The organism is Achromobacter sp. CSND-B12 (genome assembly GCF_052906545.1).
The window spans coordinates 5,191,410-5,211,488 of the sequence record NZ_JBREGJ010000001.1; the positions used below are offsets into that span (position 1 = coordinate 5,191,410).

The window sequence follows — 20,079 nt, forward strand, 5'->3', positions numbered from 1 at the left end:
GTCAGGCGGCCAGGGGCAACGTATCCAGCTCGACCTCGCGCTCGCGCCGCATTTCCTCGAGCTGGCGCCGGCCTAGCTGGCTGCGCGCCAGCTTCTGGGCCAGTTCGCGCCCATGCGGGTGGTAATAGCGCAGCAGCATGCGGGTGTCGACGTTGCCGTTGACCTTGGCCAATTCATGGATCTGGAACACGGTGGCAAGTTGCGACGTGCCTTCATGCCGCAGATCATGGAATCGCAGATCGCGGAAGTAGGCGGCATTGGGGCGCCGGCCATAGTGCCGGCACATGCCTTCGTATCGCGATCGGGCACGGCGACGGGCGCGAATGAATGCCCGGGTGACCGAGCCGGGTTGCATTGCGAAGATGCGGCCTCGCATCGGTTTGCCTGTGACCCAGCGGCGCAGGGCCTCGCGGGCCCGGGGGGTAAGCGGAACATCGCGGGCCCGGCCATTTTTCGTATGGGGCAGATGCACCACTCCGTGCATCAGATCCAGATGCTCGCGCTGGATCCCCACGACCTCGGACCGGCGCATGCCGGTTTCCTTGGCCACCGTCAGGATCGTGGGTAGTTCGGCCGAGCGGGTGGCGCGGATGATCCATTCCAGTTCTTTGCGCGGACAGTCGTCCTCCGACAGCCCGCGCAGGGTGATGCGGTCGAACAGACGCCGGTCTCGAGCGTCGTCCACAGCCGGACGTCGCACCAACTGGACAGGATTGGCCAACTGGTCGAAACCCCAATCCTTTCGGATCACCGTATAGACGTGTGACAGGAAAGCCATGCGGCGCACCACGGTGGCCGGGGCACGATCCTTGAGCCATTCGTCGCGCAGTTCCGTCAGGTCCGAGCTGCGGATGCGATCGACCGGGCGGATCGCCAGACGCGTGGCGCGCCAGATCCGCGCGATCGACTGTTCCGACGTATGGCCTTTCTTGGTTGCCGAGACCTCGAGGAGATAGCGGGCGAGCGCCTCGGCGAGGGTCGGAGCGGGCTTGCGGCGAGGTTGGCGGCGGGTCCAAGGTTTCATGGCAGGTCGGACTGAAAGGAAAGGGAAATAGACAGGGAAGATACCAGGACGCATGCAGGCAGCGCCTGCACCAAACGGACGACAGTGTCGCCCGCATTTCAATTTGTCCATCCGGTGCGCCATTGCGGCGCCCGTGATGTTCACGGGAGGCAGCAATGCGCACCGTCGACAGGAGCGGTGTAACCATGGAACCGGCATCTACAGGATTGGGCGGCTGGGCCGCCCTGAAAATCGCGCTGGCCTTCGGCATGCCGGCGGCGATGGCGGCCTTGATCGGCATGTTGCTGATGCCGCCGCGCACGCCGCGCGAATTCGTCGCGCGCACCGCTTGCACGGTGGTCAGTTCTTTTCTGTTCGGGCCGTTGCTGGCGATCGCCATGATTGCCTGGATGCCCGACATCATGTCGTCCGCCTATTGGATGGCGCAGCGCACCGGGCTGGGCGAGGACGGTCTTCTGGCCATGTTCTATGTCCTGGGCCCCTGCATGCTGCTGGCCGGCCTGCCGGCCTGGTGGGTGCTGGGCGCCTACCTGCGCCTGACCGCCAAGCTGCAGAACCAGGACCTGGTGGACTGGGCGGTGGAGATCCGGCGCAAGACGCTGGGCATGGATACCCAAACGGATAAGGAGGGCAGGCATGACGCTTGACCAGATCACGGATCACGCACTGCGGCCGGCGATGGCATCACTGCCGGCGCGCATGGATACGGGCGAGGCGCGTTGCATGCTGCTGGCGATCGGCCTGCAGGAAAGCCGCTTCGTGCATCGACGCCAGATCGGCGGACCGGCGCGCGGTTTCTGGCAGTTCGAGAGGGGCACGCCCGCCAGTCGCGGCGGTGTGTGGGGCGTGTTCCTGCACGCGGCGAGCAGGGATTGGCTGACCGCGCTGTCCCGGGCGCGCGGCGTGGCCGCCGATCCGGACGCGATCCACGCCGCGCTCGAGCATGACGACGTGCTGGCAGCCGGCGTCGCCCGGTTGCTGCTCTGGACCGATCCGAAGGCGCTGCCACCGGTCGGTGAGACAGATGCCGCGTGGGCGCTGTATCTGCGCACCTGGCGGCCGGGCAAGCCCAAGCCTGACAGTTGGCCCGCCCTGTATCAGCAGGCCGTTGCGGCCGTCCGGGCGCGGGCAGACAGGAGCGCGACGCATGTTGCAGCAATGGATTAAGCGGGGCCTCGGCTTGATGGCGGCAGTGCTGGCGGGCCTGGCCGCCGTCGCCGGGGTTTATTGGCGGGGGCGGGCCATGGGCCGGGCGCAGGAACGCTCGGACAGTGCGGCCCGCCTCCAGGAGCGGGCGGGCCAGGCCCGCCAGGAGGCCAGGGATGTGCAGGATAAAGTGGCTCGCAGCGATGACGATGCCGTGGCTGATCGCCTCAAGTCTGGGTGGGTGCGCGCCGCTCGCCCCGCGGACCGGGATTGAGTATTGCGAGCATGCCCGGCCGGTATATTTCAATTCCGCCGCCGAGGTCGACGCCACGCCGCCGAACATCCGCCGGCAGGTGCTCGAGCATAATGAAATGGTGGCTCGGCTTTGTTTTTGAGGTAAATTGGGGACGCGGATTTTTCATCGTCGGGAACCTGATTCCTGGCGCCGACAGGCGATGAATGAGTATGCCGCGGTCTGGTTCTGCAATGATTTCTGGTTTTTCGCCAACCCGCGCCCGAGGCGCGGTTGGCTTTTCCAGGAGAGGCGCAATGGGTCAGAGAATGCAGTATCGGCAAACGTGTTGTCCCGCGCGGTGGCGCGGCCGGGAAAAACAACATGGCTGATGGCGAAAGCCTGGCCGCCGCGCGGGTCCGTTCCAAGCACCGGTACTCGATGCGCACCGGCCTGCTTGGGCTGGTGGTCGCCTGTATCGCGCCGGCGCTGGTGGTGGCCTCGATCGCCGTCTACGAAAGCTATCTGATCCAGAAAGAGCGGATTTTTCGCGACACGATTTTCCTGGCGCGCAACCTCACTGCCATCCTCGATCGCGAAATGACCGGGGTCGAGGCCGGCTTGCAGATGCTGGCATCATCGCCAGACCTGCTCAGCGGCGATATGGCCGGATTTCACCAGCGTGCCCGCGAAGCCATCAAGTTCCAGGTCATCGACAGTTATGTCCTGACGGACAGGTCCGGTCGCCAGCTCGTCAATACCCTGGTGCCCTACGGCACCGAACTGCCGCCATCGGGCGTGGCGCAAGAGCTGACGCGCGTTTTCCGCGCGCGCGAACCGGTGTTGAGCGGCTTGTTCACCAGCGCCGTCGGCCGCAGTCCGACCATTGCGCTGGGTGTCCCCGTGGTGCGCGGCGACGACGTCATCTACAGCCTCAACGTGGGCCTGTCGCCCGAGCGCATCGGCAATGTGCTGGGACGTCGGGGACTGCCGGACGGCTGGGTGGCGGCGGTGCTGGACAAAAGCGGCACCATCATCGCGCGTACCCGCGACATGGAGCGCTTCGTCGGGCAGAAGGCGGTGCCGGCATTGGCGCACGCCGTGCAGATGGAAAACGAGGGCTCGCTGGAAACCATCACCAAGGAAGGCACCCCGGTCTATACCGCGTTCAGCCGATCCAGCCTGACCGGTTGGACGGTCGCGGCCGGCGCGCCGATGACGTTGGTGACGACCGATCTGTATCGTTCCATCGCCTGGCTGGTGCTGGGCACGCTGGTAACCTTCGGGCTGGGGCTGTGGCTGGCCTTGCGGCTGGCCAACCGCCTGACCTCGGCGGTGCAGGGCCTGGTCGGACCGGCTCTGGCGCTGGGTGAAGGCCGCAGCGTCGAACTGCCCGGCACGCGCGTCAAGGAGGCCGCCGAGGTCGGCGCGGCCTTGCTGCAGGCGTCGCGCATGCTGGCGCATGCGCAACACCTGGCGCACTACGATCCGCTGACCGGGCTGTGCAACCGGGTACTGTTCGGCGAACTGGTGCTGCGTGAGCTGGCCGTGGCGCAGCGCAGCGGCGAGTCGTTCGCCATCCTGGCGATCGACCTGGACGGCTTCAAGGCGGTCAATGACCGGCATGGGCATGCGGCGGGCGATACCGTGCTGAAAGAGGCGGCCGACCGCATGGCCCGTGCCATCCGGGTGTCGGACGTGGCGGCGCGGCAAGGTGGCGATGAGTTCGCCGTGCTGCTGCTGGGGGCCGGGGGCGACGACGCCACGGGAGTCGCCGAAGCCCTGGTCGAAAGCCTGTCGCAGCCGTATCCCAATATCCAGGTGGCGGTTTCCGCCAGCATAGGCATCGCGGTCTATCCGCAGTCCGGCGTCACCATGCTGCAATTGCTGGAGCGGGCCGATGTCGCCTTGTACCGGGCCAAGGGCCTGGGCAAGCGGCGCGTGGCCTTTGACGGCCCCTGACTCCGTCATGCTGCCTTCCCCGTGCCTTCCTGCTTCAAGGCGGATCGAGGGCAGGGGGGCGGCGGGGCGCGGGGGTGAGGGCAGTCAGCACCTCGCCTGAATGCAGCCGGTAGCGCCGCTCGTCCAGTGCGATGACACGCTCTCCCTCCGATGTCCTGAGGATGTAGCGGAAAGTCATGTCGCCTGTGGCTGGTCCGTCCTGCCGGTCCGGCTGCGTGAACACTTCGATCCGATAAAGTCGGCCTGATGCCGTTGTGGCGAGCACGTCGGTCAGCCTGCGTACTGAGATGGTCATGCGGCCTGATCTCCCTCTTGTCGGTGATTCCACTGATTCGCCACGCGCCGCATTCCTTGCCGGTATGCCGATGCCGCCGCGGCTGTTTTCCTGTTTCGCTACACTGCGTCGTTCTGGCGCGCGTTGCCCGGCGCGGCGCCTGGATGGACATCGGGCAATCGGAAAAAGTAATGCAATTTGCTCCCAGCCGGAACACGGCGACCTTTCTTGGGCTGATGGCCGTGGTGCTCTGGGGCACCGTGGTCGGCCTGATCCGCAGCGTCAGCGAGAGTTTTGGACCGATCGGCGGCGCGGCCCTGATCTATACGGTAGGTTCGGTGTTTCTCGTCCTGCTGCTGGGGTTTCCCCGTCTGCGGTCGTTCCCCCGCTCCTATCTGGTCAGCGGCAGCATTCTGTTCGTCGCCTACGAAATCTGCCTGTCGCTTTCGCTGGGTTTCGCCGCCAATCGCGGCCAGGCCATCGAACTGGGCATCGTCAATTACCTGTGGCCGTGCTTTACCGTCATCCTGGCGATACTGATCAACGGCCAGCGTGCCAGCGCCTGGGTCGTTCCCGGCATCGCTTTGTCGCTGTGCGGCATCGTCTGGGTGGTGGGCGGCGACGGCGGCATTTCCTGGGACCGGCTGGTCGCCAACATTTCCAGCAATCCCCTCAGTTACGGGCTGGCGTTCAGCGGGGCCATCATATGGGCCGTTTATTGCAACGTGACCAAACGCTATGCCGACGGCAAGAACGGTGTGGCATTGTTTTTCATGCTGACTGCGATCGTACTGTGGATCAAATACGGCATGAGCGCGGAACCCGCGCTGGCCTTCGGCGGCGGCGCCACGCTGGAACTGTGCGTGACGGCGGGCGCCATGGCCGCGGGCTACGCGCTCTGGAACCTGGGGATCCTGAACGGCAACCTGACCTTGCTGGCCACGGCGTCATATTTCACGCCGGTGCTGTCGACATTTTTCGCGGCCATATGGCTATCCACCCGCCTGACGCTGACTTTCTGGCAGGGGGTAGCGATGGTCACCGCCGGTTCGTTGATTTGTTGGGCGGCGACCCGAGGCAGGCCGGCCCGGGGAAGTTGATCCCCGGGCGTGGGAGGTTCAATCCAGAACCATGGTTTGCGCCACCGCGTAACCGAGCGGAATGAGCAAAAGGGAAGCGAACAGGGAACTGACAATCGCCGCCGATATCTTCAGCCAGGGTTCGGACCCCGCGCTTTGAATCGTCTGAATCACCAACGCGACGATACCCACAACCATCAGACAGCTGATAACCACTGCTACGTAAGTCATGTTGTCTCCGTCTTCGCCTGATTAAAGGGATGCGGCGCCGCTATCGCGGTCTAGTACGTTTGATCTGATTGTGCGCCTGGTTTCGAGGGGATGGCGCTAGGGTTTTCCAGGTTCCGGCCAATGATGTGGCGTTTTCGCCGCGCAGGTTGCAGCATTGAAACGGTGTGCATTGCAGCATTTTTCGGCGCTCGAGGCGCCCGCGCTTTGCGCTACGATGAAGGCCTTGAGTCCTCTTCGAGATCGCCAGATGCCGCAACGACTGCGCCCGGGCACGCGTGCCACCTTGCAGGTCAGGCAATTGATGCCGGGTGAATTCGCCTGGATCATCACGCTGCTGGAACCGGAAACCGGCAATGTGCGCAGCACCAATTATTCCGAGCGGCGTTATGCCAGCCAGGATGAGGCCTCCGCCGCCGGCAAGGCAGCCGTGGTGGAATTCCTCGGGCGGGACGCCTCTGACGGCATGGAAGCGCCCGGCGGCGGCAAGACTGGCCGGGGTTGATCTCCGAGGCACTGCCGGCAGCTCTCCCACGCAAAACCCTCGTTCGAGGGTTTTTTTGCGTCCGCCGGACGGGCATGGCGCTTGCTGGCGGATCGGCTGGCGCGCTTGGCGCCGTCGAGGAGAACTGCCATGTCCCCATCTCTTCACCGTCCACCGGGCGCGCCCGACGACGTTCCACCCGATGACCCGCCATTGCCCGGCGATCCCTCGCCGGAGGATCCGCGACCGGATCCGAATCACGCGCCCGATGATCCCGGCGCGCCCGGCATAACGCCGCCCGCGCCCGATCCGCGCGCGCCCGGCACGATCGACCTGGCCTGAGCGCCGGGATTCCATTCATTTCAAGGAGGTCTGCATGCGTTCCATCCTGCTATGGCTGCTGGGGGTGCCCATTCCCATCATCATCCTGCTGGCGCTGTTCTGGCACTGATCGCCGCTTCGACTCCGCGCCGCGCCGCGCACTATGAACAAGGAACAACCATGGAAAATGCAAATACGGCCAACCGCCCCTACGAGGGCATCATGCATGCGCGCGAATCGGCAATATCCGCCGTGTCGTGGGCGGCGGTCTTCGCCGGCGCCGTGATCGCCGCCGCCTTGTCGCTGGCGTTGTTCGCTGGCGGCACCGGGCTGGGCTTTCTGTCTGTTTCACCCTGGAGCGGCGAAGGCATGTCCGCGCCGGCGGTGGGCATAGGCGTGATCGCCTGGATGCTGTTCACCCAGATCGTGGCCTATGGCGTGGGCGGCTACGTCGCCGGCCGGCTGCGCACCAAGTGGGCCGACGTGCACGGCGACGAGATCTACTTCCGCGATACCGCGCATGGCTTTCTGACCTGGGCATTGAGCGCCGTGGTCAGCGCGGCGCTGCTGGGCTCCGCCGTCGCCACGTTGGCCTCGGGCGCGGCCAAGGCCGGCGCCTCGGCGGCCGCCGGGGCGGGCACCGCCATCACCGCGACCGCGGCCGCGGGTGCCGGCGCGGGCGGCATGGACCGGGCCGGCGATTATTTCACCGACGTGCTGCTGCGTTCCGAACGTCCCGACGCCACTGGCGACCGCGCCGCGGCCAGGGCCGAAGTGGGCCGTATCGTGGCCATGAGCCTGGCGCGTGGCGAGATGACGGCCGCGGATCGCGACTACGTGTCCAAGGTGATCGCGGCGCAAGCGCAGATCGATCCCGCGGCGGCGCAGCAACGCGTGGAGCAGACCATCCAGAACGCCAGGAAAGCCGCCGATGACGCCAAGCAGAAAGCCCGCGAGGCGGCCGACCAGGCGCGCAAGGCGGCTGCGGCGTTCGCGTTGTGGGGTTTCGCTTCGATGTTGATCGGTGCGTTCGTCGCGAGCCTGTGCGCCACCTGGGGCGGACGCCGCCGCGATATGCTGGTCAAACTGTAGCTGGGGGTAGTCAGGATTTGGGGCTGCCAAGATTTGGGCTGCCAAGATTCGGGCTGCCAAGATTCGGGCTACCAAGATTCGGGGCTGCCAAGATTCGGGGCTGCCAAGATTCGGGGCTGCCAAGATCCGGGACTGCCAACATTGGTTGGCCAGGAAGGGTTGATCAAAGCGGGTTGATCAAGGTCCGTCGGCCAAAACCAAAACACCTCCCCAAAACACCTCCCCCAAACACAAAAACAAAAAGGCCCGCAATTGCTTGCGGGCCTTGCTTTGAATTCTTTGGTGGCGCATCCCTGATTCGAACAGGGGACCTGCGGATTATGATTCCGTCGCTCTAACCGGCTGAGCTAATGCGCCACGTCTTTATTGCTACATCTTCATTGCTGCTGACCCGCTGTTGAAAGAGAGCCAAGCAACGAAGAACAAAATTCTAGCACGGAATTTTTTGGGAATGCAACCAGGCGGAGATTTTTTTCTACATCCGCCCGGCCGCGACTCAGGCATCGCGTGCCAGCCGGATCCCCGAGAACTGCCAGCGCGCCTCGGACGGGAAGAAATTGCGGTAGCTGGGACGGATATGGCCGCGCGGCGTGGCGCAGGAGCCGCCGCGCAACACGTACTGATTGCACATGAATTTGCCGTTGTATTCCCCCACCGCTCCGCTATCGGGCTTGAAACCGGGGTAGGCATCATAGGCGCTGGCGGTCCATTCCCAGGCATCGCCGAACAACTGGACCGGTCCGCTGGCGCCGAGCCGCGCGGGGGCCGGCCGCGGATCCAGGTGGCCGTTCTCCAGCAGGTTGGCGCGGGCCGACCAGGCCTCGTCGGGCAGTTGGCGCGCCGCATGCTCCCATTCCGCTTCACGCGGCAGGCGTACCCGGGCCCAGCGGGCGTAGGCATCGGCTTCGAAATAGCTGATGTGGGTGACCGGCGCCTGCAGCTCCAGCTCCTGCAGGCCACGCAAGGTAAAGATGCGCCAGTCGTCGCGCTGGCCTTCCCAATACAGCGGCGCGCGCCATCCTTCGGCACAGACACGTTCCCAGCCCAGCGACAGCCACAGCTCCGGGCGCTTGTAGCCGCCGTCGCGAATGAAGGCCAGGTACTCGTGCTGGGTCACGAGCCGGTCGGCCAGATGAAACGGCGTCAGCAGCACCTCGTGCGCGGGGCCTTCGTTGTCGAAGCCGAAGCCGCGTCCATCATGGCCGATGCGGACCACGCCGCCGTTGTATCGGGTCCAGCCGGCCGGCGTGCCCGGCGGCAGCGTCGGCGATCCGCCGGCCACGTAGGCAGGCTTGAGCGGATTGGCGGAAAGCATGTGCTTCAGATCCGTCAGGATCAGTTCCTGGTGCTGCTGCTCGTGGTTCAAGCCCAGCTCGAGCAACGCGTCGAACGCCGGGTCGTTGCCGCCGAGCCGCGATATCAACGCATGCATGGCCTCGTCCACATGCTGGCGATACCGTATCACGTCCGCCAACGGCGGCCGTGACAGCAGGCCGCGCTGGGGATGCGGATGCTTGGCGCCGATGGCGTTGTAATAGGAGTTGAACAGCATCCGGTACTGGGGATGGAAGACCGCGGTCGGCGGATGGAAATGGGTCAGCAGGAAGGTTTCGAAGAACCAGGTGGTATGCGCCAGGTGCCACTTGACCGGGCTGCAGTCGGGCATGGATTGCACCTGGCAGTCTTCCGGGCTGAGCGGCGCGGCCAGCGCCGTGGTGGTGGCGCGCACGGCGTCGTACCGGTCGTGCTGGCCGGCCTGGCCGGCGGCGTAGGGGCCGTTGGCGGGATGGGTCAGCAGGCAGGCGGGTTCCATGGCGATCCTCCAGTGGCGGGTTTGGCGGGGCGCCGCATCAGGCGCGGGCGCTGAAAACCGAAAACCAGCCGCGGGCGTCCGACCAGTGCTCGATGCTGTGATAGCCCGCGTCCTGCAGCAGGCGGGTGAATGCCGGTGGGCTGAACTTGTAGGAGTTCTCTGTGTGGATGCGCTCGCCCGCGACGAAGTGACGCTCGCCGCCGGGCCAGCTGACGGTGGTTGCCCGACGCGCCTCCAGGTGCATTTCGATGCGCGAACGGTCGCTGTTGAACAGCGCCACGTGGCGCCAGTCATCGACATCGAAATCCGCGCCCAGCACGCTATTGACGTGGCGCAGCAGATTCAGGTTGAAGGCCGCGGTCAGGTGCAGGGCGTCGTCGTAGGCCGGTTCCAGGACCTGCCTGGGCTTGACGCGATCGACACCCACCAGCAGTCCGCCGCCGGCGCATTGGCCATGGATCCGTCGCAGCATGGCGAGCGCCGCCTCCGGGTCGAGATTGCCGATGCTGGAGCCGGGATAGAAGAACAGGCGCTGCTCGATGGCGATATCGGCCGGCAGCGCCAGTGCCTGGGAGAAGTCCAGGCCGATCGGCGTGATGCGCAATTCGGGATACGACAGCCGCAGCCGGCGCACCGCCGATTGCAGGTAGTCGGCGGAAATGTCGATCGGGACGTAGTGTCGGGGGCGCAGGCTGGCAAACAGGCGCTCCGCCTTGGCACAGTCGCCCGCGCCCAGGTCGATCATGGCCTGGACCGGGCCGATGTGGCGGGCGATGTCCGCGCCATGGCGTTCGAAGATCTCGGCTTCGCAGCGGGTCGGGTAGTACTCCGGCAACTGCGTGATGGCGGTGAACAACGACGAGCCGAGCGCATCGTAGAGGAACTTGGGGTCGATATGGGCGGGGCGATCGCGCAATCCCGCGTGCAGTTCGCGCTGCTCGGCGCCGGCGGGTTGCGGTTGCGGCGCCAGGAATCGCGGCGCGGCGTCGGCAAGAAGTGCGGAAGGAGAGACCATGCGTTCAGTTCCTTTTTGAGGCGGGTGAAGCGCATTGCAAAGGCTTATTGTGGCCGCCAGAGGGGTTCTGGTGTCAAGTCTAAGCCCCTGAAATGCAATGGACTTTTACGAAATTGGGCGCGCACCCGGAGGGCTGCCATGCCGGCCGGCGGCCAATGGCGTTGCGTACGGTTTCCTCCAGGCGCAAGCTCCTCAGCAAGCGCCGCGCCACTGAAATATCGGTTAACGGCTGGTTGCGAAAGCTCGGGCGCAGCGCGGCGGGAATGGCCACAATGGTTCCATGGCCCGGCGCAGCAGCATGCCCAACCTGGTCCGGCTCCATGCCGGGCAGGCGGCCAGCCGGGAAGCTCAACGATCGACAAGCAATAAGGAGCGACTATGAATCGAAAGAACCAACGCGCCGAAATGGCCCTGCACCGCGACCGCGTGAGCGACAGCCTGCACGAACTGCTTGCCGGCACCGAAGACCTGTTGCGTTCCACGGCCTCGTATACCGGCTCCGAAATCGAAGCGGCGCGCACGCGCCTGAAGCGTCAACTGGCCGAGGCGCGTGAATCCGCTGGCAATTGGGAAGGCGCTGCCCGGGAGCGGGCGCGCCGGGCCAAGGCCTACGCCGATGAATACGTGCACGAAAATGCATGGAAGTCGGTCGGCGTGGCGACGCTGGTGGGCGTGCTGTTGGGTTGCTGCCTGCTGGCCAACCGGCGCTGAGCCGCAATCCCATGAGGTCGCCTGCGGCCCCGCCGCCGGGCAGGTCCGCGCCGGCCGCAGCCCCGGCGCGCGGATGGCGCCGGTGGGTGCGAGCGTGGGCGTTGGCATGTTGCGCCGCGCTGCTGGCCGCCTGCGCCAGCGTGCCCGACGCCCAGGAACGCGCGGCGCGCAAGGCGCAAGCGGGCCTGTCCACCGACGCGGCGCAGGATAGCTATCGCCGCGGCCAGGCCATCGCGGCGGATCCGCGCAATGCCAGCCGTGATTTCCTGGCCCGGCACCTCGCGGTCGAAGAGGCCGTCAGCGGCGCGCCCCTGACGGCCGGCAATCGCGTGCGCCTGTTGGCCGATGGCCCCGGCACTTACCAGGCCATGCTGCGCTCGATCGCGCAGGCGCGACATTATGTGCACATGGAGACGTATATCTTCGACGACGACGCGCAAGGCGCGCGCTTCGCCGACGCCCTGATCGCGGCGCGCAACCGCGGCGCCGACGTGGCGCTGATGGTGGATGCCGTGGGCACCATCAAGACGCCGGACGCCTTGTTCCAGCGCCTGCGCGACGCGGGCGTGCAGGTCGCGGTGTTCAATCCGGTGAGCCCCGTCAACGGCAGCCGGGCCGGCTGGTCTCCGAACCAGCGCAATCATCGCAAGATCCTGGTGGTCGATGGCAAGGTGGGTTATCTCGGAGGGATCAACGTCAGCGACGTGTACGCATCTTCGCCGGCCAGCGGGAGTGGCGGCTCCGGGGGCGTGGGCAGTGGCGCCGATGCCCAGCGCACCGACGCCCGTGCCGCGCCCTGGCGCGATACGCACCTGCGTATCGAGGGGCCGGCCGTGGCGCAATTGGAAGCCGTGATCCGCGACGGCTGGCAATCACAGGCCAAGGAACCGCTGCGGGGCGGCGGCGAGGCGATCGCGCCGCCGTCGGGATCGACGCGGGTGCGGATCCTGGCCAACCAGCCCGATCGCAGCGATGGCTACACCGTCTATCTGACGTTGATGTCCGCATTCGAGAGCGCGCAGCAATCCATTCACATCACCATGGCGTACTTCGTGCCGGACCCGGCCTTTGTCGACGCGCTGGCCGCGGCCGCGCAACGCGGCGTGGACGTGGTGCTGGTGCTGCCTGGCTTCAGCGACTCCTCGCTGGTGTTCAACGCCGGCCGCTCGCATTACGGCAAACTGTTGGATGCTGGCGTGAAGCTCTACGAGCGGCGCGACGCGTTGCTGCACGCCAAGACCGCGGTGGTTGACGGTGTCTGGTCCACGGTCGGGTCGAGCAACATGGACTGGCGCAGCTTCGCCTTGAACTACGAGGTCAACGCGGTGGTGCTGGGGCCGGAGTTTGCCGCCGAGATGGAGGCCCTGTTCCAGCGCGATGTTGCCGAGTCGGTGCGCATCACGCCCGAGGCCTGGCGGGCCCGGGGCGTGGATGACCGCTTCATGGAATTCTTTTCACGGATGTTCGAGCGCTGGCTCTAGCGCCGCCGCGCCGTGCGGCGTTGCGCGCGATTCAGGCCGGCGCGGGATGGGGCGGATGCGCCATGGCGTGTTCCTGCGCCAGCGCGGTGCTGATGTCGTGGGTCGGCTGGAACGAATCGGCGCGCGCCATCGACCAGCCGGTACGGAACACCTGGTGGCGGAACTCGCCGCGCAGCAGTTCGCCGGGTGCCAGTTCGGGGAACAGCGCCGACAGCAGCCGGATCTCGCTGGACGAAATTCGGCGGGCGATGTGGTGCGGGCGCAATTGGCCGGGATGGGTCAGGCCGGCGGCGGCCAGCAGTTCGGCCAACGCGTGCAGTGTGTTCTTGTGGAAGTTGGCGACGCGCTCGGCCTTGTCCGGCACCACCAGGGCGCGCTGGCGCAGCGGATCCTGGGTGGTGACGCCGGTGGGGCACTTGCCGGTGTGGCAGGCCTGGGCCTGGATGCAGCCAATGGCGAACATGAAGCCGCGCGCGGCGTTGCACCAGTCCGCGCCCATGGCCATGACGCGGGCCATGTCGAACGCGGTGATGATCTTGCCCGAGGCGCCCAGCTTGATGCGCTCGCGCAGGTTCACGCCGATGAGGGTGTTGTGCACCAGGCGCAGCGCTTCGCGCAGCGGGGTGCCGACATGGTCGACGAACTCAACCGGCGCGGCGCCGGTGCCGCCTTCGGCGCCATCGACCACGATGAAGTCCGGCGTGATGCCGGTTTCCAGCATGGCCTTAACGATCGCGAACCATTCCCACGGGTGGCCGACGCAGAACTTGAAGCCCACCGGTTTGCCGCCGGACAGCTCGCGCAGGCGGGCGACGAACTTCATCAGGCCGATGGGTGTATCGAAGGCCGAATGGCTGGCCGGCGAGTTGCAGTCCTGCCAGGGAGCCACGCCGCGCGCCTCGGCGATCTCGGGCGTGACCTTGCCGGCCGGCAGGATGCCGCCGTGGCCCGGCTTGGCGCCCTGCGACAGCTTGATCTCGATCATCTTCACCTGTGGCGTACAGGCGTTCTTGACGAAGGCTTCCTCGGAAAAGGCGCCGTGTTCGTCGCGGCAGCCGAAGTAGCCCGAGCCGATGTTCCACACCAGGCTGCCGCCCGGCTGGCGATGATAGCGGCTGATGCCGCCTTCGCCCGTGTCATGCGCAAAGTTGCCTTGCCGCGCGCCTTCGTTCAGCGCCAGCACCGCGTTGGCCGACAGGGCGCCAAAGCTCATGGCCGACACGTTGAAGGCGGACATCGCGTACGGTTGGGTGCAGTCCGGGCCGCCCACGGTCACGCGGAAATCGGTGTCGCCGATATGGGTGGGCGACATGGAATGGTTGATCCACTCGTAGCGATCGCCGTAGACGTCTTCCTGGGTGCCGAAGGGGCGCTTGTCGATCTCGCGCTTGGCGCGCTGGTACACGATGGAGCGCTGCGCGCGCGAGAACGGCGAGGCCTGGGTGTCGTCTTCCAGGAAGTACTGGCGGATCTCGGGGCGGATGAATTCGAACAGGAAGCGCAGGTTGCCCAGCACCGGATAGTTGCGGCGGATGGCGTGGCGCGTCTGGATCAGGTCGTACACGCCCAGCAGGCTCAACAGCACCAGCGGCACGGCGGCCCACAGCCACCAGTACGAATCCGTGAACACCAGGATGGTGGTCGCGGCCGCGGCCACCAGGGTCAAGATAAAGGCCGTGTAGCGGCCGGCAATCCATTGCATGTCCATCTCCGTATTGCGGAATGCAGCAACCATACACCAGGGCGGCTGTAAAACCGGTAAACGGGTCGTGCGGCCCGGCAGCCGCCACGGGCCGGCGTGGGGACGTGGAAACGGCGCCAGTGCTGGCTCTGCGGGCCGCGGACGTAAAAAAGCCCCCTGGTCAGGGGGCCGTTGCTGGAACAGTGTTTCTCAGCAGCTGGATGCCGCGGGCGTCTTTTCGACCGCCAGACCGAACAGCGGGCGCAGGCGCACGCCCAGGGCGCTGCCGGCAAATGCCGCCGGCAGCCACAGCCAGGCGTGCAGGCTGCCCGACAGAATGCCGCTGAAGTAGGCGCCGATGTTGCAGCCGAAAGCCAGGCGCGCGCCGTAGCCCAGCAGCAGGCCGCCGATGACGGCGCCGGCCAGCGAGCGCGCGGGCACCTTCCAGACCGGCGCGAACTTGCCGGCGGCGCTGGCCGCGGCCAGCGCGCCCAGCATCAGGCCGATGTCCATCACCGTGGTCACGTCCTGGCGCAGCGGCGCGCCCAGCGCGGCCTGCTTGCTCCAGTAGGCCCAGGTGGCCACGTCGCCGCCCATCGCGTCCAGTGCCTTGGCGCCCCACAGCGCGAACGCCGAGGTGATGCCCCAGGGGCGGCCGGCCAGCGCCAGCGTGGCGAAGTTCAGCGCCACCAGCGCCACGCCGCCCCAGATCAGCGGCCAGGGCCCCTGCAACAGCGACGTCGGGCGCGCGGTGCGCGAGGCGAACGAGATCACATGGCCGTGACGGCGTTTTTCCAGCTTGGTGGCGACCCAGGCGATCAGCGCGAACACCGCCAGGTTGGCGATGATGGCGGGCGCCAGGCCCCAGGTCTTGATGAGCGAGGTGGGCGCCAGCGCGGGCAGGGTCGACCACCAGCCGAAGTGGGCGGTGGCGATGACCGAACCGACGATGAAGAACAGCAGCGTGACCAGCATGCGGGTATTGCCGCCGCCCACCGCGAACAGCGTGCCCGAGGCGCAACCGCCGCCCAGCTGCATGCCGATGCCGAACAGGAACGCGCCCAGCAGCACCGATACGCCCGGGGGCGAGACCAGGCCGTTGACCGGCTGGCCGAACAGCGAACCTTGCGCCAGGAATGGGAAGAACAGCAATACGCCGAGGGCCAGCATGAACATCTGCGCGCGCAACCCGGCGCCGCGGCGGTCCGACACGAACACGCGCCAGGCCTGGGTGAAGCCGAACGACGCGTGGTACAGCGCCACGCCCAGCAGCGCGCCGACGATCCACAGCGCGCCCTGGCGCCAGCTCACGGTCTGGTTCAGGTACAGGGCGCCTGCCAGCACCAACAGCAGCGCGATCCAGAGCGGCTTGCGGTTGATCTGGATCGGCGGCAGCGCCGAGGGCAGGGGCAGGGTGGAGGCGTTGGTGCTCATGGTCGAGTCCGGGGGATCGGTAAGGTGAAATCCGGCGAAGGAAAAGCAAACGGGCGCGTCGCCGCACCCGTCATCGTGGTGTCCAGTCTAAAGCGCGTCAAACATTTCTCAAAGCATCAATTTGCACTTTCTTAATAACCAATGGTTATATTTTGGCCTGCGCCGGCCGATCACATGATCGGGTTGGCACTGATCCACGCCACCAGCAGGCTCACGGTCACGACCGACAGCACGGTCGACACCAGGATGGCGCGGGACGTCACGCGCGCGTCGCGGCCATACATCTGCGCCAGCATGAAGGGGCCGGTGCCGATCGGCAAGGCGCTCATCAGCACCGCCGTCCAGGCCCACAGCGGCGGCATGGAAAACACCTGGAACGCGAGCAGCGCGGTCACGGCCGGCTGCAGCAGCAGTTTGCCGGCCACCAGCCGCAGCACGCCGGGACCGGAGCTGGCCGATTCGGTCTGCGCCAGGAACAGGCCGATGGTGACCAGCGCGCATGGGCTGGCGGATGCGCCCAGCAGCGACACGTAGCGATCCAGCCCCTCGGGCAGCGCCAGCCCGGTGCCGGCCCACGCCAGGCCCAGCACCGGCGCGGCCAGCAGCGGATTGCGCATGAGCGCGCGGCCGACCTTCACCAGCGTGGCGCCCAGGCCGGGCGCCTGCTGGCGGTCGAATTCGATCAGGGCGATGGCGAAACCGAACAGCACGCTGGCCGTCATCAATGTGGTGAAGGCCGCCGGCGCCAGGCTTTCGGCGCCAAACAGCGCTAGGCATAGCGGGATGCCCATATAACCGGCATTGGCGTAGGCCGCCGCCAGTCCTTCGATGCTGCGGTCGGTCAGGCCGCGCGGGCCGCGTTTGCGCGGCAGGAACGACAGCGCGAAAGTGACCGCAATGCCGCCGGCGAACGCGCCGACAAAGCCCCAGTGCGCCATGTGCGCCAGATCCACCTGGGTCATGGCGCGAAACAGCAGCGCCGGCAGCGACAGGTAGACCACGTAGCGGTTCAGGGCGTCGGTGGCGGCCGGCCCCAGGATGCGCCAGCGCGCCGCCAGCCATCCGGTCAGGATCAGCGCGAAGACCGGCAGGGCGGCGGTGATGACGGCATTCATGGCGGCGACGGAAATGGGCGCGAAAGGGCGCTCATTCTACTTGCCGCGCCGGCGCGGGCGTGCGCGCCGAACGGGTCACCAGCAGGATGCCGAGCGCGGCCAGGGCCATGCCGGGCCAGGCCAGCGGCGGGATCGGCTCGTCCAGCACCAGCAGCGCGATGACCGCGGTCGATGGCGGCACCAGGAAGAACAGCGCCGATACGCGCGACGCCTCGCCATGGCGCAGCATGGCCAGCAACAGGGAGATCGCGACCAGCGAATTGCCCACCACCAGGTAGGCCAGCGAGCCCAGCAACGGCCCGGTCCAGTCGATGTGCATCGGTTCCAGCCAGAATGCCAGCGGCGCCGTGACCGCCAGCCCCACGGCGTATTGCACTGTGTTGGACGTGACGGGGTGGGTCTGCACACCGAAGCGCTTTTCATACAGCGTGCCGCTGGTGATGCAGAGCAGGGCGGCCACGGCGAACACCAGCCCGAGCGGCGAGGCCAGGTCGACCGAGGCCTTGGCGACGATGACCAGCGCCGCGCCGGAAACGCCCAGTCCCAGCCCGGCCCAGCGCCGCGCGTCGACGCGTTCGTGGGCGATCACCGGCGCCAGCAGTCCGATCAGGATGGGCTGCAGCGACGTGATCAACGCCAGCCCGCCGGCGGACATGCCCTGCTTGAGCGACAGATAGGTGAAACAGAAATAGCCCGCCTGCAGCAGCAGGCCGACCATGGCCAGGTGGCCCCACGCGCTGGCGCCTTGCGGCAGCGGCGGGCGCAACGCCAGCAGGAACGGCGCCAGCAGCGCCACCACACAGGCATAGCGCAATGCCAGAAAGGTCATGGGATCGGCATAGGCCAGGCCCACTTTCAGCACGACAAAGCCGCTGGACCACAGCAGCAGGAAAAGCGCGGGCGCGAATTTCAACCAGGCGGGCGTTGCGGCTTGCGGCATGATGGCGATCAGCTGCGGGAATGGGCCAGCCGCGATGGTACGCCTGTTTCGCCGATGCGCCATCCCTGCGAAAATGTCGACAGTGGATTCATATTCAGCAGTGGCGCGAGGGAAAAAAATGGCCAACCAACAAAAGCCGACGGTACGTATCACCCTGGGAACCTGGGATCGCCTGCGCGACGACGCGTCGTCGGTGCGCTACGACGTGTTCGTGGTCGAGCAGAACGTGCCGCCCGAAGTCGAGATGGATGACGACGATGCGGTCTCGGTGCACGCCGTGGCCTATGCCGCCGACGGCACGCCGCTCGGCACCGGCCGTCTGCTGCCCGACGGCCACATCGGCCGCATGGCCGTGCACAAGCGCGCGCGCGGCCTGGGCGTGGGCGGCCAGTTGCTCGACGCCCTGATCGGGCAGGGCCATGGCGATGGCCACCGCATGCTGGTGCTGCACGCGCAGACCCACGCCAAGGGCTTCTACGAGGCCCACGGTTTCCAGGTGGAAGGCGAGGAGTTCATGGAAGCCGGCATCGCGCACGTCGTCATGACGCGGGTGCTGGCCTAGGCGCTTGCGAGCGAACGATCGGCCGGCTGTCTAGGCTGGCCCGATCATTCGGGCCGCCAAAGACAAAACCCCGGACGCTTTCGCGAACGGGGTTTTTCTTGGCGCATCACGACAGGTACCTCGTGATGTAATAATTGGTGCCCAGGAGAGGACTCGAACCTCCACACCTTGCGGCACATGGACCTGAACCATGCGCGTCTACCAATTCCGCCACCTGGGCGCTGATGTCTTACCTTCCGCGTCGCTTTCCAGTTTGCATTCCGTCTTTCGACTTCTTGCTACCGGCTGCGTTTCGTTTCGTGTTCAACAGCAGAGGAACGAGATTATGCATACTTTTTTGGAAGTGTGCAAGTCATGCAGCATTTTTTTCACTTTTTTTTTGATGCGGCCGGCTTCGCTATAGTGTCGCCCCATGTCACGCCCTGTTTGCCTGCGCTGTAAGCGCCCCGAATCCCATTGCCTGTGCGCCTTGATCCCGGCGCTGCTGCCGCGAACCCGTGTGGTGGTGTTGCAGCATCCGAGCGAGGCGCGCCATGCGCTGAACACGGCGCGGCTTGCGGTGTTGGGGCTGGATGGCGCGCGGCGCCTGGTGGGCGAACGCTTTCAGCATGAGCAGTGGGCCGAGCCCGGGTATGCACCCTGCGTGCTGTTTCCCGGCGAGGGCGCGGAGGTATTGAGTCCGGGGTGCGCCGCCGCGACGGGCGGGCCGGTGCAATTGATTGTGCCCGATGGCACCTGGACTCATGCGCGCAAGCTGCTGCACATCAACCCGCAACTGGCCGCGTTGCCGCGCGTGATGCTGCCGGCCGGCCTGGCGACGCGCTACCGGGTGCGGCACGCGGACATTCCGGGTGCGCTGTCCACCATCGAGGCGGTGACGCACGCGCTCAATGCGCTGGAGGCGCCACGTAATTTCGATGAACTGCTGCGGCCGTTCGAGGCCTTGATCGATGGCCAGATCGCGGGGATGGGGGCGGACCTGTATGCGCGCCATCATCTGAACCGCAAGGTCCCTTGGCGCTGAAGGTTGTCCGATCGAGCAATACTGTCCCGGGGGGGGGGCTAACGTTGGGGTGGGGGCTTCACCATCCTTGTGATGGCCTTTGAATCTGGTCGCGGATGGGTCGGCACAGGGCAATTGGTGCCGTGCAAAGCAGTTCACGCCAGACCATTCACGCAGCTCAAAGCAAAAACCCCGAAAATCTCACGATTTCCGGGGTTTTCAACTTTTTTGCCAATGCTGTCTGTTTGATTTCACGGCGATGTTTTTTCCATCGCAAACCCAAACAGCCTCAGCTGAAATTCCGTGGTGCCCAGGAGAGGACTCGAACCTCCACACCTTGCGGCACATGGACCTGAACCATGCGCGTCTACCAATTCCGCCACCTGGGCACTGAGACATTCCAGTCAGAACTTTGTGATACGCTGCCACTTCGATTGCATGAGGTTTTTATTCTCATGTATTTAAAGCGCATGTATTCAAAG

At 66.2% G+C, this 20,079-nt stretch carries 21 protein-coding genes and 3 tRNA genes; 12 read left to right on the forward strand and 12 right to left on the reverse strand.

The annotated features are described in order from the left end of the window. Position 1 precedes the first annotated feature (1 nt). Positions 2-1,024, reverse strand: a complete 1,023-nt coding sequence (locus tag ACUTAG_RS24440) for a tyrosine-type recombinase/integrase (protein ID WP_058664062.1) — start codon at positions 1,022-1,024, stop codon at positions 2-4. Positions 1,025-1,209: 185 nt separating this feature from the next. On the opposite strand from ACUTAG_RS24440, the gene ACUTAG_RS24445 reads away from it, so the two are divergent. The 4 genes from ACUTAG_RS24445 (at position 1,210) to ACUTAG_RS24460 (ending at position 4,364) form a co-directional block, all read left to right on the forward strand. Continuing rightward, a complete protein-coding gene (locus ACUTAG_RS24445; protein WP_006388484.1) occupies positions 1,210-1,671 on the forward strand; it encodes a hypothetical protein in 462 nt (153 codons plus the stop codon). Further along, on the forward strand, positions 1,661-2,191 hold the full coding sequence (locus tag ACUTAG_RS24450; protein ID WP_148316552.1) for a hypothetical protein: 531 nt from the start codon (positions 1,661-1,663) through the stop codon (positions 2,189-2,191). Before ACUTAG_RS24445 ends, ACUTAG_RS24450 begins: the two co-directional genes overlap by 11 nt. Further along, entirely contained in the window at positions 2,172-2,444 is a 273-nt protein-coding gene (locus tag ACUTAG_RS24455) for a hypothetical protein (protein WP_026384171.1), read from the forward strand. The genes ACUTAG_RS24450 and ACUTAG_RS24455 overlap by 20 nt, the downstream gene beginning before the upstream one ends. A gap of 342 nt (positions 2,445-2,786) precedes the next feature. Continuing rightward, positions 2,787-4,364: a sensor domain-containing diguanylate cyclase gene (locus ACUTAG_RS24460; RefSeq protein WP_020924451.1), complete on the forward strand. Its 1,578-nt coding sequence runs from the start codon at positions 2,787-2,789 to the stop codon at positions 4,362-4,364. Positions 4,365-4,398: 34 nt separating this feature from the next. Here ACUTAG_RS24460 and ACUTAG_RS24465 read toward each other — a convergent pair whose 3' ends face one another. Further along, positions 4,399-4,659, reverse strand: a complete 261-nt coding sequence (locus ACUTAG_RS24465) for a hypothetical protein (RefSeq protein WP_026384169.1) — start codon at positions 4,657-4,659, stop codon at positions 4,399-4,401. Positions 4,660-4,829: 170 nt separating this feature from the next. Between ACUTAG_RS24465 and yddG the strand changes: the two genes are divergently transcribed. Then, entirely contained in the window at positions 4,830-5,738 is a 909-nt protein-coding gene (gene yddG / locus ACUTAG_RS24470) for an aromatic amino acid DMT transporter YddG (RefSeq protein WP_026384168.1), read from the forward strand. 18 nt (positions 5,739-5,756) lie between these two features. Here the strand turns inward: yddG and ACUTAG_RS24475 are convergent, their stop codons facing one another. Then, positions 5,757-5,948 (reverse strand): hypothetical protein, encoded by a 192-nt coding sequence (locus ACUTAG_RS24475; RefSeq protein ID WP_006388489.1) that lies wholly within the window; start codon positions 5,946-5,948, stop codon positions 5,757-5,759. A 247-nt stretch (positions 5,949-6,195) separates the two neighbouring features. Between ACUTAG_RS24475 and ACUTAG_RS24480 the strand changes: the two genes are divergently transcribed. The 3 genes from ACUTAG_RS24480 to ACUTAG_RS24490 all read left to right on the forward strand — a co-directional run bounded on the left by ACUTAG_RS24480 (position 6,196) and on the right by ACUTAG_RS24490 (position 7,842). Beyond that, on the forward strand, positions 6,196-6,450 hold the full coding sequence (locus ACUTAG_RS24480) for a hypothetical protein (RefSeq protein WP_006388490.1): 255 nt from the start codon (positions 6,196-6,198) through the stop codon (positions 6,448-6,450). 129 nt (positions 6,451-6,579) lie between these two features. Then, positions 6,580-6,771, forward strand: a complete 192-nt coding sequence (locus ACUTAG_RS24485) for a hypothetical protein (protein ID WP_006388491.1) — start codon at positions 6,580-6,582, stop codon at positions 6,769-6,771. Positions 6,772-6,930: 159 nt separating this feature from the next. Further along, positions 6,931-7,842: a hypothetical protein gene (locus ACUTAG_RS24490; protein WP_020924446.1), complete on the forward strand. Its 912-nt coding sequence runs from the start codon at positions 6,931-6,933 to the stop codon at positions 7,840-7,842. A 280-nt stretch (positions 7,843-8,122) separates the two neighbouring features. Here the strand turns inward: ACUTAG_RS24490 and ACUTAG_RS24495 are convergent. The 3 genes from ACUTAG_RS24495 to egtD all read right to left on the reverse strand — a co-directional run bounded on the left by ACUTAG_RS24495 (position 8,123) and on the right by egtD (position 10,670). After that, positions 8,123-8,199, reverse strand: a tRNA-Met gene (locus ACUTAG_RS24495). Positions 8,200-8,338: 139 nt separating this feature from the next. After that, complete coding sequence (egtB, locus tag ACUTAG_RS24500) at positions 8,339-9,655, reverse strand: ergothioneine biosynthesis protein EgtB (RefSeq protein WP_446650371.1); 1,317 nt, start codon at positions 9,653-9,655, stop codon at positions 8,339-8,341. 37 nt (positions 9,656-9,692) lie between these two features. Then, the gene (egtD, locus tag ACUTAG_RS24505; RefSeq protein ID WP_047993540.1) at positions 9,693-10,670 is read right to left on the reverse strand and encodes an L-histidine N(alpha)-methyltransferase; all 978 of its coding nucleotides are present in this window, start codon (positions 10,668-10,670) and stop codon (positions 9,693-9,695) included. 378 nt (positions 10,671-11,048) lie between these two features. Here egtD and ACUTAG_RS24510 point away from each other — a divergent pair, with 378 nt between their 5' ends. After that, positions 11,049-11,381 (forward strand): DUF883 family protein, encoded by a 333-nt coding sequence (locus tag ACUTAG_RS24510; RefSeq protein WP_058664066.1) that lies wholly within the window; start codon positions 11,049-11,051, stop codon positions 11,379-11,381. 101 nt (positions 11,382-11,482) lie between these two features. Further along, positions 11,483-12,862: a phospholipase D-like domain-containing protein gene (locus tag ACUTAG_RS24515; RefSeq protein WP_081322321.1), complete on the forward strand. Its 1,380-nt coding sequence runs from the start codon at positions 11,483-11,485 to the stop codon at positions 12,860-12,862. A 31-nt stretch (positions 12,863-12,893) separates the two neighbouring features. On the opposite strand, the gene ACUTAG_RS24520 is transcribed toward ACUTAG_RS24515, so the two are convergent. The 4 genes from ACUTAG_RS24520 to ACUTAG_RS24535 form a co-directional block, all read right to left on the reverse strand. Then, positions 12,894-14,564: an FMN-binding glutamate synthase family protein gene (locus tag ACUTAG_RS24520; protein ID WP_058664068.1), complete on the reverse strand. Its 1,671-nt coding sequence runs from the start codon at positions 14,562-14,564 to the stop codon at positions 12,894-12,896. A 189-nt stretch (positions 14,565-14,753) separates the two neighbouring features. Further along, a complete protein-coding gene (locus ACUTAG_RS24525) occupies positions 14,754-15,977 on the reverse strand; it encodes a YeeE/YedE family protein (protein ID WP_058664069.1) in 1,224 nt (407 codons plus the stop codon). 170 nt (positions 15,978-16,147) lie between these two features. Next, positions 16,148-17,092 (reverse strand): AEC family transporter, encoded by a 945-nt coding sequence (locus tag ACUTAG_RS24530; RefSeq protein ID WP_020924440.1) that lies wholly within the window; start codon positions 17,090-17,092, stop codon positions 16,148-16,150. A 31-nt stretch (positions 17,093-17,123) separates the two neighbouring features. Beyond that, on the reverse strand, positions 17,124-18,032 hold the full coding sequence (locus tag ACUTAG_RS24535) for a DMT family transporter (protein ID WP_026384164.1): 909 nt from the start codon (positions 18,030-18,032) through the stop codon (positions 17,124-17,126). Between the two features lie 118 nt (positions 18,033-18,150). Here ACUTAG_RS24535 and ACUTAG_RS24540 point away from each other — a divergent pair, with 118 nt between their 5' ends. Further along, complete coding sequence (locus ACUTAG_RS24540) at positions 18,151-18,594, forward strand: GNAT family N-acetyltransferase (RefSeq protein WP_020924438.1); 444 nt, start codon at positions 18,151-18,153, stop codon at positions 18,592-18,594. Positions 18,595-18,729: 135 nt separating this feature from the next. On the opposite strand, the gene ACUTAG_RS24545 is transcribed toward ACUTAG_RS24540, so the two are convergent. Then, positions 18,730-18,814: transfer RNA gene (locus ACUTAG_RS24545), tRNA-Leu, on the reverse strand. Between the two features lie 192 nt (positions 18,815-19,006). Here ACUTAG_RS24545 and ACUTAG_RS24550 point away from each other — a divergent pair. Further along, positions 19,007-19,618 carry a tRNA-uridine aminocarboxypropyltransferase gene (locus ACUTAG_RS24550; protein ID WP_054446162.1) on the forward strand — a complete coding sequence of 204 codons (612 nt, stop codon included), beginning with the start codon at positions 19,007-19,009 and terminating at the stop codon, positions 19,616-19,618. 283 nt (positions 19,619-19,901) lie between these two features. Here ACUTAG_RS24550 and ACUTAG_RS24555 read toward each other — a convergent pair. Continuing rightward, positions 19,902-19,986, reverse strand: a tRNA-Leu gene (locus ACUTAG_RS24555). Positions 19,987-20,079 lie beyond the last annotated feature (93 nt).

Excerpts from the sequence above, each read along its gene's own strand:
- ACUTAG_RS24440 (WP_058664062.1), bottom strand. The coding sequence starts at position 1,024 with ATGAAACCTTGGACCCGCCGCCAACCTCGCCGCAAGCCCGCTCCGACC.
- ACUTAG_RS24445 (WP_006388484.1), top strand. The coding sequence starts at position 1,210 with ATGGAACCGGCATCTACAGGATTGGGCGGCTGGGCCGCCCTGAAAATC.
- ACUTAG_RS24450 (WP_148316552.1), top strand. The coding sequence starts at position 1,661 with ATGACGCTTGACCAGATCACGGATCACGCACTGCGGCCGGCGATGGCA.
- ACUTAG_RS24455 (WP_026384171.1), top strand. The coding sequence starts at position 2,172 with ATGTTGCAGCAATGGATTAAGCGGGGCCTCGGCTTGATGGCGGCAGTG.
- ACUTAG_RS24460 (WP_020924451.1), top strand. The coding sequence starts at position 2,787 with ATGGCTGATGGCGAAAGCCTGGCCGCCGCGCGGGTCCGTTCCAAGCAC.
- ACUTAG_RS24465 (WP_026384169.1), bottom strand. The coding sequence starts at position 4,659 with ATGACCATCTCAGTACGCAGGCTGACCGACGTGCTCGCCACAACGGCA.
- yddG (WP_026384168.1), top strand. The coding sequence starts at position 4,830 with ATGCAATTTGCTCCCAGCCGGAACACGGCGACCTTTCTTGGGCTGATG.
- ACUTAG_RS24475 (WP_006388489.1), bottom strand. The coding sequence starts at position 5,948 with ATGACTTACGTAGCAGTGGTTATCAGCTGTCTGATGGTTGTGGGTATC.
- ACUTAG_RS24480 (WP_006388490.1), top strand. The coding sequence starts at position 6,196 with ATGCCGCAACGACTGCGCCCGGGCACGCGTGCCACCTTGCAGGTCAGG.
- ACUTAG_RS24485 (WP_006388491.1), top strand. The coding sequence starts at position 6,580 with ATGTCCCCATCTCTTCACCGTCCACCGGGCGCGCCCGACGACGTTCCA.
- ACUTAG_RS24490 (WP_020924446.1), top strand. The coding sequence starts at position 6,931 with ATGGAAAATGCAAATACGGCCAACCGCCCCTACGAGGGCATCATGCAT.
- egtB (WP_446650371.1), bottom strand. The coding sequence starts at position 9,655 with ATGGAACCCGCCTGCCTGCTGACCCATCCCGCCAACGGCCCCTACGCC.
- egtD (WP_047993540.1), bottom strand. The coding sequence starts at position 10,670 with ATGGTCTCTCCTTCCGCACTTCTTGCCGACGCCGCGCCGCGATTCCTG.
- ACUTAG_RS24510 (WP_058664066.1), top strand. The coding sequence starts at position 11,049 with ATGAATCGAAAGAACCAACGCGCCGAAATGGCCCTGCACCGCGACCGC.
- ACUTAG_RS24520 (WP_058664068.1), bottom strand. The coding sequence starts at position 14,564 with ATGCAATGGATTGCCGGCCGCTACACGGCCTTTATCTTGACCCTGGTG.
- ACUTAG_RS24525 (WP_058664069.1), bottom strand. The coding sequence starts at position 15,977 with ATGAGCACCAACGCCTCCACCCTGCCCCTGCCCTCGGCGCTGCCGCCG.
- ACUTAG_RS24530 (WP_020924440.1), bottom strand. The coding sequence starts at position 17,092 with ATGAATGCCGTCATCACCGCCGCCCTGCCGGTCTTCGCGCTGATCCTG.
- ACUTAG_RS24535 (WP_026384164.1), bottom strand. The coding sequence starts at position 18,032 with ATGCCGCAAGCCGCAACGCCCGCCTGGTTGAAATTCGCGCCCGCGCTT.
- ACUTAG_RS24540 (WP_020924438.1), top strand. The coding sequence starts at position 18,151 with ATGGCCAACCAACAAAAGCCGACGGTACGTATCACCCTGGGAACCTGG.
- ACUTAG_RS24550 (WP_054446162.1), top strand. The coding sequence starts at position 19,007 with ATGTCACGCCCTGTTTGCCTGCGCTGTAAGCGCCCCGAATCCCATTGC.